10 protein-coding genes are annotated in these 13,843 nt (G+C 58.5%); 7 read left to right on the top strand and 3 right to left on the bottom strand.

What is annotated here, in order from left to right:
* Positions 1-62: 62 nt before the first annotated feature.
* Positions 63-701, top strand: a complete 639-nt coding sequence (rutR, locus tag B8P98_RS18060; protein WP_087805467.1) for an HTH-type transcriptional regulator RutR — start codon at positions 63-65, stop codon at positions 699-701.
* Here rutR and B8P98_RS18055 read toward each other — a convergent pair.
* Positions 698-1,093 carry a lysozyme inhibitor LprI family protein gene (locus B8P98_RS18055; RefSeq protein WP_025714593.1) on the bottom strand — a complete coding sequence of 132 codons (396 nt, stop codon included), beginning with the start codon at positions 1,091-1,093 and terminating at the stop codon, positions 698-700. The genes rutR and B8P98_RS18055 overlap by 4 nt on opposite strands.
* 369 nt (positions 1,094-1,462) lie before the next feature.
* Here B8P98_RS18055 and B8P98_RS18045 point away from each other — a divergent pair, with 369 nt between their 5' ends.
* Positions 1,463-2,449 carry an IS110 family RNA-guided transposase gene (locus B8P98_RS18045; RefSeq protein WP_095033283.1) on the top strand — a complete coding sequence of 329 codons (987 nt, stop codon included), beginning with the start codon at positions 1,463-1,465 and terminating at the stop codon, positions 2,447-2,449.
* A 78-nt stretch (positions 2,450-2,527) separates the two neighbouring features.
* On the opposite strand, the gene putA is transcribed toward B8P98_RS18045, so the two are convergent.
* On the bottom strand, positions 2,528-6,490 hold the full coding sequence (gene putA, locus B8P98_RS18040; protein ID WP_080924844.1) for a trifunctional transcriptional regulator/proline dehydrogenase/L-glutamate gamma-semialdehyde dehydrogenase: 3,963 nt from the start codon (positions 6,488-6,490) through the stop codon (positions 2,528-2,530).
* 421 nt (positions 6,491-6,911) lie between these two features.
* Here putA and putP point away from each other — a divergent pair, with 421 nt between their 5' ends.
* Positions 6,912-8,420, top strand: coding sequence for a sodium/proline symporter PutP (gene putP, locus B8P98_RS18035; RefSeq protein ID WP_025714495.1), 1,509 nt, complete (start codon positions 6,912-6,914; stop codon positions 8,418-8,420).
* A 134-nt stretch (positions 8,421-8,554) separates the two neighbouring features.
* On the top strand, positions 8,555-8,989 hold the full coding sequence (locus tag B8P98_RS18030; RefSeq protein ID WP_042929903.1) for a DUF3574 domain-containing protein: 435 nt from the start codon (positions 8,555-8,557) through the stop codon (positions 8,987-8,989).
* A 31-nt stretch (positions 8,990-9,020) separates the two neighbouring features.
* Here the strand turns inward: B8P98_RS18030 and B8P98_RS18025 are convergent, their stop codons facing one another.
* A complete protein-coding gene (locus B8P98_RS18025; RefSeq protein ID WP_095033652.1) occupies positions 9,021-10,205 on the bottom strand; it encodes a NupC/NupG family nucleoside CNT transporter in 1,185 nt (394 codons plus the stop codon).
* Between the two features lie 270 nt (positions 10,206-10,475).
* Between B8P98_RS18025 and efeU the strand changes: the two genes are divergently transcribed.
* Genes efeU through efeB form a run of 3 tightly spaced genes read left to right on the top strand, consistent with a single transcriptional unit; the run spans position 10,476 to position 13,773 of the window.
* Positions 10,476-11,306: an iron uptake transporter permease EfeU gene (gene efeU / locus B8P98_RS18020; RefSeq protein ID WP_025714498.1), complete on the top strand. Its 831-nt coding sequence runs from the start codon at positions 10,476-10,478 to the stop codon at positions 11,304-11,306.
* A 51-nt stretch (positions 11,307-11,357) separates the two neighbouring features.
* Positions 11,358-12,485: an iron uptake system protein EfeO gene (gene efeO / locus B8P98_RS18015; RefSeq protein ID WP_095033282.1), complete on the top strand. Its 1,128-nt coding sequence runs from the start codon at positions 11,358-11,360 to the stop codon at positions 12,483-12,485.
* A 4-nt stretch (positions 12,486-12,489) separates the two neighbouring features.
* Complete coding sequence (efeB, locus tag B8P98_RS18010) at positions 12,490-13,773, top strand: iron uptake transporter deferrochelatase/peroxidase subunit (RefSeq protein WP_025714500.1); 1,284 nt, start codon at positions 12,490-12,492, stop codon at positions 13,771-13,773.
* Positions 13,774-13,843: the final 70 nt, after the last annotated feature.

The following is a 13,843-nucleotide window of genomic DNA, read 5'->3' as shown; positions in this document are numbered from 1 at the left end:
ACGGGGTCGTGTCGGGGCAGGGCTTTTGCTATGCTGGAGGCGTCAACTGAAGGAGAGGATGTATGGCACAGGGCGCCGCGAAAAAAACCGGTAAACGTTCACAAGCGGTAAGCGCCAAAAAGGAGGCCATTCTGGCCGCCGCGCTGGAGGCCTTTTCGCAATTTGGCATTCACGGTACGCGACTGGAGCAGGTGGCTGAGCGCGCCGGGGTATCGAAAACCAATCTGCTCTATTACTACCCTTCGAAAGAGGCGCTGTATGTGGCTGTCCTGCAGCAGATCCTCGCCATCTGGCTGGCGCCGCTGAAGGCGTTTCGTGAGGACATCAGCCCGCTGGTGGCGATCCGCGAATATATTCGCCTGAAGCTGGAGGTGTCCCGCGATCATCCCCAGGCCTCGAAGCTGTTCTGCCTCGAGATGCTGCAGGGCGCGCCGCTGCTGATGGGCGAACTGACCGGGGATCTGAAAGCGCTGGTGGATGAGAAATCGGCGATTGTTTCCGGCTGGATCGACCGCGGCAAGCTGGCGCCGGTCGATCCGCAGCATTTAATCTTTATGATCTGGGCCACCACCCAGCATTACGCCGACTTTGCCACCCAGGTGGAGGCAGTCACCGGCGCCACGCTGCAGGACGCGGCTTTTTTTGAACAAACGGTCGATAATGTCCAGCGGATGATTATCGAAGGCATTCGCGTCCGTTAATTGGCCGGCGGCAGCGGGCAGCTTTGATCGCCATCCTCGCACTGCAGCAGCGAGGCGAGGAATGACTCCCGCTCCACGCTCTTATCGGTCATGCACTGGCTGACCAGCATCGGCTGCATGCTGCCGCCTTCGGCGCCGGAGGCGAGAAAGGCGCAATCGGCGTCGCGCAGGGCGATCCATGCCTGCTGCGCCTGCTTCAGTAATGTTTGTTGTTTACCCGCCGCCCGCTGCAGGGCCTGCTGCCAGGTGTCATTCAGTTTTTTATCGGCCGCCTGAAACTGCGCGGCCGCGCACTGATTCATTTCGGTTTGGGTATTGGCGTTGCTGCACTCGTCCGCCAGCGCCGCGCCGCTGGCCAGCAGGGCCACTACGGCAAATAACATACGTTTCATTGTTCTGCTCCCATAAAAAAGGCTCCCCTCCGGGAGCCTTAATTAAGCACAGCTGACGTCGGCTGTCATTAGCTGATCACCGCGCCGCTCTCCCGGATAGCGGCGCACAGCGCCTTATCCGGGCTACCTCGTTGTATTGTTATGTTGTCGGGTGGCGCTACGCTTACCCGACCTTGTATTATTCCTTTCGTGCAGAGAGAACCGGCCAGTTCTTTCTGCCATGCAGTCCGGATGCCGCACCCGACCTTAGATCCTCAAATCTGTGTCGTAGATAATTCGCACCGGACTGCGCTCCTCCACAAGTGATAAACCGAACAGTATCATGGACCGGAACACCCGGTACCCCGCATTTGCAAGGATGGTTACACCATGGAAAACAAACTCCACTTTATCGGCATTGATGTTGCCAAAACTAAACTCGACGTCGATATGCTGCGCCCTGATGGCCGTCACCGCAGCAAGAAATTTGCCAACACCCCAAAAGGCCATAACGAGCTCGTCAGCTGGTTGTGCGGTCATCAGGTCAGCAATGCCCACGTCTGCATGGAAGCGACCGGGACGTATATGGAAGATGTCGCCGCTCATCTCTCTGACGCGGGGTATCTGGTCTCCATTATCAATCCGTTGCTCAGCAAAGCGTTCGTCCAGAGCCAGGGAATACGCAGCAAAACCGATACGGTGGATGCCCGCCAGCTGGCGTATTTTTGCCGGGAGAAACGCCCGGTGATATGGGAAGCCCCCCATCCGGTTGAGCGGGCCCTGCGGGCGCTGGTGCTGCGGCATCAGGCACTGACGGAAATGCATGTTCAGGAGCAGAACCGGCGGGAAAGTGCCCGTGAAGTTCAGTTGCCGAGTATCGACATGCACCTGCTGTGGCTGGAGACGGAACTGAAGCGTATCGAAAAGCAGATAAAAGACCTGACGGATGATGATCCGGATATGAAGCACCGTCGCAAACTGCTGGACAGTATCCCGGGGATCGGAGCGAAAACATCGGCGGTGTTGCTGGCTTACGTGGGGCTGAAAAACAGATTCCTGGAAGCGAGGCAGTTCGCGGCGTTCGCGGGTCTGACACCAAAGCAGCATGAATCAGGCAGCAGCATCCGGCGGGTGAGTCGGATGAGTAAAATGGGTCATATGTCGCTGCGCCGTGCGCTGTACATGCCGGCAATGGTGACGCTGTACAAGACAGAATGGGGTCGGATATTCAGGGAACGACTGGAGAAGAGCGGAAAAAATGCAAAGCTGATCATCGGTGCAATGATGCGGAAGCTGGCACAGGTGGCGTACGGGGTCCTGAAATCGGGACGCCCGTTCGATGCCACGCAGCATACGGAAAATGCTTGCATGGCATAACAGTATCTACAATACTGGCCGCCCCCGTGCCATGAGACAGGTAGCCCCGGTAAGCGCAGCGCCACCGGGGAGCCCGTTTTAGCCGATGGTCATCAGGCTGGCGTTACCGCCTGCCGCCGCGGTGTTAACGCTCAGCGAGCGCTCGATGTACAGGCGCTCCAGCAGCAGATTGGTTTCGCCGCGGGCGAAGCCCTGCACGGAGACAATCGCCCCGTCGCGTGCCGCCACCTGCTCGCACAGCTCGCGCAGCTGGTCGGAATCGCCGTGGTAGATAACCGCGTCGAAGGCCTGACCAGGTAACTGCTCCGCTTTGGCAAAGCGAATGCGCTCGCTAACCTCCCGCGGCAGCTTCTTCGCCAGATCGCGCTGCAGGGCGCTGTCCGGCCACAGTACTTCACAACCCACCGCCAGCACAGCCGCCAGCTGGATCAGCGCATCCTGTTCGTTATCCGCCACGCACAGCACGCGCTCGCGGGGCATCAGCGTCAGGGTATTGCGCTCGCCGGTTGGCCCCGGCAGCAGGCGTTGGGTACCGCTTTGCGCCTGCTCGCTGTACTGCTGGCACAGCGCCTGCAGCTCAGGACGGCCCGCGGCCCACTGCTGCAGCGCCAGCAGCGGTTTTTCCAGCAGCGTTTTCAGCTGGGCGTCCAGCGGGCGCTCCGCATCCTGGCGGGAGAAGGTCACGCCAACCGCGTCCTGCGGACGGCTGGAGAGCAGACGGTACAGATACAGCGGACCGCCGGCTTTCGGACCGGTACCGGACAACCCTTCGCCGCCGAACGGCTGCACGCCGACTACGGCGCCAACCATATTGCGGTTGACGTACAGGTTGCCCACCTTCGCGCTGCCGGTGACCTGGGCGATGGTCTCGTCGATGCGGGTATGCACGCCGAGGGTCAGGCCATAGCCAGAGGCGTTAATCTGCTCGACCAGTTTGTCCAGCTCGTTACGGTTATAGCGCACCACGTGCAGTACCGGCCCGAAGACCTCTTTTTTCAGCTCGTCGAAGCTATCGAGTTCGATAAGCGTCGGCGGCACGAAGGTCCCGTGGCGCCATTCGCTTGCGTCTTCGCTATTCTCGCGCACCGCCTGGTAGACGGTGCGGCCTTTGGCGCGCATTGCCTGAATATGGCGTTCAATATTCTCTTTCGCTTCCGCATCGATAACCGGACCGATATCGGTGGTCAGGCGGCCCGGATTGCCCATCCGGCACTCGCTCATGGCGCCGCGCAGCATGGTTAACGTATGGTCGGCAACCTCCTCCTGCAGGCACAGCACGCGCAGGGCGGAGCAGCGCTGGCCGGCGCTGTCGAACGCGGAAGCCAGCACGTCGATCACCACCTGTTCGGTGAGCGCCGACGAGTCGACGATCATCGCGTTCATCCCGCCGGTTTCGGCGATCAGCGGCGTCGGGCGACCCTGGGGATCGAGGCGGCTGGCAATATTGCGCTGCAGCAGCGTTGCCACTTCGGTGGAGCCGGTGAACATCACGCCGCGCACGCGCTCATCGGAGGTTAGCGCGGCGCCGACGGTCTCCCCGCGGCCCGGCAGCAGCTGAATAACGCCCGGCGGCACGCCGGCTTCGAGCAGAATCGCCACGCCCTGGGCGGCGATCAGCGGCGTCTGTTCGGCCGGTTTTGCCAGCACGCTGTTGCCGGCCGCCAGCGCGGCGGCAATCTGGCCGGTGAAGATCGCCAGCGGGAAGTTCCAAGGGCTGATACAGACCACCGGACCCAGCGGGCGGTGGGTTTCATTATCGAAATCGTCGCGCACCTGGCCGGCGTAATAGTGCAGGAAGTCGACGGCCTCGCGTACTTCGGCGATGGCGTTGCTGAAGGTTTTACCCGCTTCGCGCACCAGGATCCCCATCAGGGTCGGCATCTGGCTTTCCATCAGCACCGCGGCGCGCTCAAGAATGGCGGCGCGCTCCTGCGGCGGGGTGGCGAACCAGATCGGCGCATTGTTGATAGCGCTGGTCAGCGCCTGCTGCACTTCGTCATCGCTGGCTTCGCGGACGTAGCCGACGATATCTTTCGGCTCTGCCGGGTTAACCACCGGCTGCATTTCGCCTTCGGCCACCGGCTGCTCCAGCATCGGCAGCGCCTGCCATTTATGCAGGGCGCTGTTGAGCAGGGAGGAGGAGAGGGAGGCCAGACGGTGCTCGTTCGCCAGATCGAGACCGGCGGAGTTGCTCCGGCCGCTGCCGTAGAGATCGCGCGGCAGCGGGATTTTCGGATGCGGCAGGCCGGCCTGGCCTTCCTGCTGCGCCAGTTTTTCTACCGCGCTGACCGGATCGGCCACCAGCTCGTCCAGCGGCAGGGTATTGTCCGCGATACGGTTGACGAAAGAGGTATTGGCGCCGTTTTCCAGCAGACGGCGCACCAGATACGCCAGCAGCGTTTCGTGGGTGCCCACCGGGGCGTAGATCCGGCACGGCCGGTTCAGTTTGCCGTCGGCGACTTTGCCCACCACCTGCTCGTACAGCGGTTCGCCCATGCCGTGCAGGCACTGGAACTCATACTGGCCCGGGTAGTAGTTCTGGCCCGCCAGCTGGTAGATAGCCGCCAGGGTATGAGCGTTGTGGGTGGCGAACTGCGGGTAAATCAGGTTCGGCACCGCCAGCAGTTTTTTCGCACAGGCGAGGTAGGAGACGTCGGTGTAAACCTTGCGGGTGTACACCGGATAGCCTTCAAGGCCTTCCATCTGCGCGCGTTTGATTTCGCTATCCCAGTAGGCGCCTTTCACCAGACGGATCATCAGGCGACGGCGGCTGCGGGTCGCGAGGTCGATCAGGGCATCGATGACGAACGGGCAGCGCTTCTGATAGGCCTGGATCACGAAGCCGATGCCGTTCCAGCCGGCCAGCTCCGGTTCGAAGCACAGTTTTTCCAGCAGATCGAGGGAGATCTCCAGGCGGTCGGCCTCTTCGGCGTCGATGTTGATGCCGATATCGTACTGGCGCGCCAGCAGGGTCAGCGATTTCAGACGCGGGTAAAGCTCTTCCATTACCCGGTCATACTGCGCGCGGCTGTAGCGCGGATGCAGCGCGGAGAGTTTAATCGAGATGCCCGGGCCTTCATAAATGCCGCGGCCGTTGGAGGCTTTGCCGATGGCATGGATCGCCTGCTGATAAGAGACCATGTAGGCCTGGGCGTCGGCGGCGGTCAGGGCCGCTTCGCCGAGCATATCGTAGGAGTAACGGAACCCTTTCTCTTCCAGCTTGCGGGCGTTGGCCAGCGCTTCGGCGATGGTTTCGCCGGTGACGAACTGCTCGCCCATCAGGCGCATCGCCATGTCCACGCCCTTGCGGATCAGCGGTTCGCCGCTTTTGCCGATGATGCGGTTCAGGGAGCGGGAGAGGCTGGTCTCGTTATGGGTCGACACCAGTTTGCCGGTAAACAGCAGCCCCCAGGTGGCGGCGTTGACGAACAGCGACGGGCTGCGGCCGATGTGCGACTGCCAGTTGCCGTTGCTGATTTTGTCGCGGATCAGCGCATCGCGGGTGGCTTTATCCGGAATACGCAGCAGGGCTTCCGCCAGGCACATCAGCGCCACCCCTTCCTGTGAAGAGAGGGAAAACTCCTGCAGCAGACTCTGCACCATGCCGGCGCGGCCGCTGGCGGTTTTCTGGTTGCGCAGTTTTTCCGCCAGCTGATACGCCAGCTTGTGCGCCTGTTCGCCCAGCGGCTGCGGCAGGCGGGCCTGCTCCAGCAGCATCGGCACCGCGTCGGTTTCCGGACGTCGCCAAGCGGCGGTGATCGCTGCGCGGCTCACCGACTGCGGCAGGATCTGCTCGGCAAATTCGAGAAATGGTTGATACGGCTCTTCCGCCGGGGAACCCGCTTCATCGCTTTCATTAGCGGCGCCGTTCAGAAGCGCCGGCAGCTCAGGCAGCGTCTCGTCGTTCTCCAGTTTTTCCAGATAGTTGAAGATGGCCTGTTTAATCAGCCAGTGCGGCGTGCGGTCAATACGGCTCGCGGCGGACTTAATGCGCTCGCGGGTTGCGTCGTCAAGCTTAACACCCATGGTGGTGGTGCCCATGCTCAGAACTCCTGTCATTTATCGTTAGGCTTATGCGGTTGCAGGGAAATATCCACTATGTTGCAACTTTGTGCAACCTTGTTAATTATGGCTTGTGACGCAAGCCGTGAAATGGCGGATTTGTTAAAAATAACACCTAAAATAGCAGAATTTTAACCCCGTGCTCATAGGGTATTTGTATGCGTGAGTTAACACTTTTGTTTGGTGCAACCTTTAAAAACGTGAGAGAGTGCAACCTCTCATAAATTGACGTTTTGCGCTGTCGGGTTTTCGTGTAAATGCTGTGTTAAATCATTTGTGAAAAACCGAAGCTTCCGTCAGGATACGGTCGCCCAATTAAACAATGCGCCATTACCCCGTTCCGGTAGTGGAAAAAAACGACGAAGTTGGACGCTGTCGATAAAAATTCTGGAGACTTTGCATGGCTATTAGCACACCGATGCTGGTGACATTTATTGTTTATATTTTTGGTATGGTATTGATAGGGTTTATTGCCTGGCGTTCGACCAAAAACTTCGATGATTATATTCTTGGGGGAAGAAGTCTGGGGCCATTTGTGACCGCGCTTTCCGCAGGGGCGTCGGATATGAGCGGCTGGCTGCTGATGGGCCTGCCGGGGGCGATTTTCCTCTCCGGGATTTCCGAAAGCTGGATCGCCATTGGCTTAACGCTGGGGGCGTGGATTAACTGGAAGCTGGTGGCCGGTCGCCTGCGCGTGCATACCGAGGTGAATAATAACGCCCTGACGCTGCCCGATTATTTTACCGGCCGTTTTGAAGATAAAAGCCGGGTGCTGAGAATTATTTCGGCGCTGGTTATTCTGCTGTTCTTTACCATCTATTGTGCCTCGGGAATTGTGGCGGGGGCGCGTCTGTTTGAAAGCACCTTCGGTATGAGTTATGAAACCGCGCTGTGGGCCGGGGCGGCGGCAACGATTATCTATACTTTCGTCGGCGGCTTCCTCGCCGTCAGCTGGACCGATACCGTGCAGGCCAGCCTGATGATTTTTGCCCTGATCCTCACCCCGGTGATCGTCATTATTTCCGTCGGCGGCTTTGGTGATTCGCTGGAAGTCATTAAGCAAAAGAGCATCGAAAATATCGACATGCTTAAAGGGCTGAACTTCGTGGCGATTATTTCGCTGATGGGCTGGGGACTGGGCTATTTCGGCCAGCCGCATATTCTGGCGCGCTTTATGGCGGCGGATTCGCACCACAGTATCGTTCACGCGCGTCGCATCAGTATGACCTGGATGATCCTGTGCCTGGCGGGTGCGGTGGCGGTCGGCTTCTTTGGTATCGCCTACTTCAATAACAACCCGAGCCTGGCGGGCGCGGTGAACCAGAACGCCGAGCGCGTGTTTATCGAACTGGCGCAAATCCTGTTTAACCCGTGGATTGCCGGGATCCTGCTGTCGGCGATTCTGGCGGCGGTGATGTCCACCCTGAGCTGTCAGCTGCTGGTCTGCTCCAGCGCAATTACCGAAGACCTGTATAAAGCGTTCCTGCGCAAAAACGCCGGCCAGAAAGAGCTGGTGTGGGTGGGCCGTATGATGGTGCTGGTGGTGGCTCTGGTGGCGATTGCCCTGGCGGCCAATCCGGAAAACCGCGTGCTGGGTCTGGTGAGCTACGCCTGGGCTGGCTTCGGCGCCGCCTTTGGCCCGGTGGTCCTGTTCTCGGTGATGTGGTCACGCATGACCCGTAACGGCGCGCTGGCCGGGATGGTGATTGGCGCCCTGACCGTGATCGTCTGGAAGCAATTTGGCTGGCTGGGCCTGTATGAAATTATTCCGGGCTTTATCTTCGGTAGCCTGGGAATTGTGGTCTTCAGCCTGCTGGATAAAGCGCCGTCGGCCAGCATGCAGCAGCGCTTCGCCGAAGCGGATGCCCACTACCATACGCCGGCGCCGGTACGTGCCACGGCTGAATAAGATCATCTGACGTTCACGAGCCCGCCGCTGGCGGGCTTTTTTGTGCCTGTTGCCGGGCTGGAATATTATAACCCTTGCTAATTATTTGAAAATCCGCTGATATTTCCTGACTAATAACAATGAGGATAGCAAAGATGACGTTCAGACAGGGTGCAATGGCGCTGGTGCTGGCAGGGTTACTCAGCGGCTGCGTGGCGGGGGAAAGTTCGTCGACCCGCGCGGCGAAGCCCGGCGCCTGCCCGGCGGATCGGTCCATGGTGCAAACCACGCTTTATTTCGGCCTGAGCCGCCCGGCGGGGAAAGACATCACTGCTGAAGAGTGGCAGCAGTTTGTCGACCGCGACGTGACGCCGCGTTTTCGCGATGGGCTGACGGTGTTTGATGCCCGCGGTCAGTGGCTGGGCCAGAATGGTCAGGTAGTGCGGGAGCAGAGCAAGGCGCTGATGGTGATCCATGGGCATGACGCGCAGAGCGAGGCCGGTATTGAAGCCCTGCGCCAGGGCTATAAATCACGCTTCGCGCAGGAATCGGTAATGCGTGTCGACCAGCCGGTCTGCGTGCAGTTCTGAGTAAACGGCGGGGGCAGCCCCGCCGTTTGTCTTACAGCACCAGCCCGGCGAAGCTGGCGGAAAGCAGGCTCACCAGCGTGGCGCTATACACCAGCCGCAGGCCGAAGCGGGAGACGATATTGCCCTGGGGTTCATTCAGGCCTTTGATCGCTCCGGCGATAATGCCGATCGAGGCAAAGTTAGCAAACGACACCAGGAATACCGAGAGAATGCCGAGCCCGCGAGGGGTCATGCTGGCGGCAATCTTTTGTAGCTCAATCATCGCCACAAATTCGTTCGCGACCAGCTTGGTGGCCATAATACTGCCGGCGTTCAGCGCATCGCTCAGCGGGATGCCGATAAGCCACGCCAGCGGGTAGAAGACGTAGCCGAGGATCTGCTGGAAGCTGAGACCAAACAGGGTGGCGAACAGCGCGTTAATGGCGCTGATCAGAGCGATAAAACCGATCAGCATCGCCAGAATAATCATCGCCACTTTAAAGCCGGCCAGAATATATTCCCCGAGCATTTCAAAGAAACTCTGCGATTCGTGTAGCTTCTCGAGTTTTATTTCCTGCTCGCTGCCCGGCCGCGTCGGGTTAATCACCGACAGCACGATAAAGGTGCTGAACATATTGAGGATCAGCGCCGCGACGACATATTTGGCGTCCAGCATGGTCATATAGGCGCCGACAATCGACAGCGATACGGTCGACATGGCCGTCGCCGCCATGGTGAACAGTCGGCGTGAGGAGAGGTCGCCCAGTACGCCCTTGTAGGCGATGAAATTCTCCGACTGGCCGAGGATCAGCGAGCTGACGGCGTTGAAAGATTCCAGCTTACCCATGCCGTTTACTTTTGATAACAGGGTACCAATCACCCGAATAAAAATCGGCAGGATCCGCCAGTGCTGAAGAATACCAATCAGCGCGGAAATAAACACAATCGGACACAGGACGCCCAGGAAAATAAAGGCTAACCCTTTTTCACTCATGCCGCCAAACACGAAATTGGTTCCTTCGGCGGCGAAACCTAACAGTGAAGCAAAAAAGCCGGAAATATTTTTTACCAGCCACAGGCCGCTTTCGGCGTGCAGGAAAAAGAAGACAAGCGCTATTTCGATAATAATCAACTGGAGAATATAACGAATACGAATTTTTTGTCTGTCATAGCTGACAAGCCAGGCCAGGGCGAGGATCACCACCAGCGCCAGCAGGAAATGAAAAAGTGCAGTCATGTTGTTCTTTTCGCAGGTCAATAAGGCCGCCATTTAGCCATAGCCGCCGCGGCGGGTAAATATCTGGCGTAAAAAATCCTTTGCTTATTCTTTTCCTTCATAACAGGCGAATATTTTCGCAAGTCATTATTTGTCAGCAATTTATTTACAACTAGTCATCATTCTCTGCACATTTCGCTTGTGTTTCTGAGTATTGTAATGATAATCACTATCATAAATATTACCTGTTTTTGCATTCGTTGACGGTGATTTACATTTAAGGGTGTTGGCATGTTTGTCCCATTTCTCATTATGTTACGCGAAGGCCTTGAGGCTGCGCTGATTGTCAGCCTGATCGCCAGCTATCTGAAACGCACCCAGCGCGGAAACTGGATTGCCGTGATGTGGATTGGCGTGATCCTCGCAGCGGCGCTGTGTCTTGGCTTAGGCATTTTTATCAACGAAACCACCGGTGAATTTCCTCAGCGCGAACAGGAACTGTTCGAAGGGATCGTCGCGGTCATCGCGGTGGTGATCCTGACGTGGATGGTCTTCTGGATGCGCAATGTTTCGCGCAACGTCAAACAGCAGCTGGAGCAGGCCGTGGACAAGGCGCTGCAGCGCGGCAATCACCATGGCTGGGCGCTGGTGATGATGGTCTTTTTCGCGGTTGCCCGTGAGGGGCTGGAGTCGGTCTTCTTTCTGCTGGCGGCATTCCAGCAGGACGTTGGCATCTGGCCGCCGCTGGGGGCGTTGCTGGGTCTGGCAACGGCGATTGTGCTGGGCTTCCTGCTCTACTGGGGCGGTATCCGCCTCAACCTCGGTGTGTTCTTCAAATGGACCAGCCTGTTTATCCTGCTGGTGGCCGCTGGCCTGGCCGCGGGGGCGATCCGCGCTTTCCACGAGGCCGGCCTGTGGAACCTGTTCCAGGATACCGCCTTCGATCTGAGTAACGTGCTGTCAACGCATACGCTGTTCGGCACGCTGCTGGAGGGGATCTTTGGCTACCAGGAGGCCCCGAGCGTCAGCGAAGTGACTGTTTATCTGCTTTACCTGATCCCGGCGCTGGTGATGTTTGCCCTGCCGCCGCGGAATAATACGACTGCCTCGCGGGCCGCCTGATCGGGCGCTGCGAGCTTATAAGCGACACTCTACTTACCGAAAGGGATGATCATGATGATTCATTTTCGCCGTAATGCGCTGCGGGTGACTGTGGCCGCGCTGCTCAGCTCTGCATTCGGTGCTCAGGCTGCGGATATCCCGCAGGTGAAAGTCACTGTCAATGATAAACAGTGCGAGCCGATGCAGGTAACCGTTAATGCGGGCAAAACCCAGTTTATTATTCAGAACCACAGCCAGAAAGCGCTGGAGTGGGAGATTCTGAAAGGGGTGATGGTGGTGGAAGAGCGTGAAAACATCGCGCCGGGCTTTACCCAGAAGCTCACCGCGAACCTGCAGCCGGGTGAATATGACATGACCTGCGGCCTGCTCACCAACCCGAAAGGCAAACTTATCGTTACCGGCGCCGCCACCAAAGACGCGGCGAAAGCCGATGCGGTGCTGAGCCTCGGCGAAGCGATCACCGCTTATAAAACCTATGTGACGGCGGAAACCGCGCAGCTGGTCAGCGGTACTAAAGCCTTTACCGACGCGGTGAAAGCCGGCGATATCGAAAAAGCGAAAGCCCTGTACGCCCCAACCCGTCAGCACTACGAGCGCATCGAGCCCATTGCCGAGCTGTTCTCTGATCTTGACGGAAGCATCGACGCCCGCGAAGACGACTTCGAGAAAAAAGCAGAAGATCCGAAATTCACCGGTTTCCACCGTCTGGAAAAAGCGCTGTTTGGCGATAACAGCGTCAAGGGCATGGAAAAATATGCCGATCAGCTGAACAGCGATGTGCTGGAGCTGCAAAAACGCATCAGCGAGCTGGCATTCCCGCCATCAAAAGTGGTGGGCGGCGCGGCAGGATTAATTGAGGAAGTCGCGGCCAGCAAGATCAGCGGTGAAGAAGATCGCTACAGCCATACCGATCTGTGGGACTTCCAGGCCAACATTGACGGCGCGCAGAAAATTGTCGACCTGCTGCGCCCGCAGCTGCAAAAAGAGAACAGCGCGCTGCTGGCGAAAGTGGACGCCAACTTTAAGAAAGTGGACAGCATCCTCAGCAAATATCGCACCAAAGACGGTTTCGAGACCTACGATAAGCTGACCACCGCTGACCGTAATGCGCTGAAAGGGCCGATCACCACCCTGGCGGAAGATCTGGCTCAGCTGCGCGGGATCCTGGGGCTGGACTAAGTCGATGGCACAGCAGAAACCCCACGACGTGAACGAGCCGTCACGTCGTCGCTTACTGAAAGGGATCGGCGCGCTTGGCGGCGCGCTGGCCATCACCGGCGGCTGCCCGGTAGCGCATGCGGCAAAAGCGGAAAGTTCTCCGGGGACGCTCACACCCGACGCGCGCCAGGAAAAGCAGCCATTCTATGGCCGGCATCAGGCGGGCATTCTGACGCCGCAGCAGGCTTCGATGATGCTGGTGGCCTTCGATGTGCTGGCGGCCGATAAAGCCGACCTCGAGCGTCTGTTTCGACTGCTGACCCAGCGTATCGCCTTTTTAACCCAGGGCGGCCCGGCGCCGGACACACCCAATCCGCGGCTGCCGCCGATGGATTCCGGCATCCTGGGGCCGTGGATTGCCCCGGATAACCTGACCATGACCGTCTCGGTCGGCCATTCGCTGTTTGATGAGCGTTTTGGCCTGGCGGATAAAGCGCCGAAAAAGCTGCAGCCGATGACCCGCTTCCCCAACGATTCGCTGGATGCCGCCCTGTGCCATGGCGACCTGCTGCTGCAGATCTGCGCCAATACCCAGGATACGGTGATCCATGCCCTGCGTGATGTCATCAAACATACGCCGGATCTGCTGAGCGTGCGCTGGAAGCGGGAAGGGTTTATCTCCGACAGCGCGGCGCGCAGTAAAGGCAAAGAGACTCCCATCAATCTGCTGGGTTTTAAAGATGGTACTGCTAACCCGGCGAGCGACGACAGCGCGCTGATGGATAACGTCGTGTGGGTGACAGCCGATCAGGACGAGCCGGCCTGGACCGTGGGCGGCAGCTATCAGGCGGCGCGCATCATCCAGTTTCACGTCGAGTTCTGGGACCGGACGCCGCTCAAAGAGCAGCAGACCATCTTTGGCCGCGACAAACACAGCGGTGCGCCGCTGGGGATGAAAAACGAACACGATACCCCCGATTACAGTAAAGATCCTAACGGCGAAGTCATTGCGCTGGATAGCCATATTCGTCTGGCCAATCCCCGCACGCCGGAAACCCAGTCCAGCCTGATGATGCGCCGCGGCTACAGCTATTCGCTGGGAGTCACTAATGCCGGACAACTGGATATGGGGCTGTTATTCGTTTGCTATCAGCACGATCTGGAAAAGGGGTTTCTGACGGTGCAGAAACGGCTTAACGGCGAGGCGCTGGAGGAGTACGTCAAACCCATCGGCGGGGGCTACTTCTTTGTTTTACCCGGCGTAGTGGATGAAAAACACTATTTGGGACAGTCGCTACTGCAGGCCTGATACCGACCCTGTCCGTAAGGGCAGGGCGTTTTCTGCTGTTTTTCTCTTTTTTCTTATATTTCCTGCCATG

Source organism: Klebsiella quasivariicola, assembly GCF_002269255.1.
GTDB classification, from domain to species: domain Bacteria; phylum Pseudomonadota; class Gammaproteobacteria; order Enterobacterales; family Enterobacteriaceae; genus Klebsiella; species Klebsiella quasivariicola.
The sequence above is the reverse complement of the archived record's forward strand: the minus strand, read 5'-3'. Positions and strand labels throughout refer to the sequence as shown.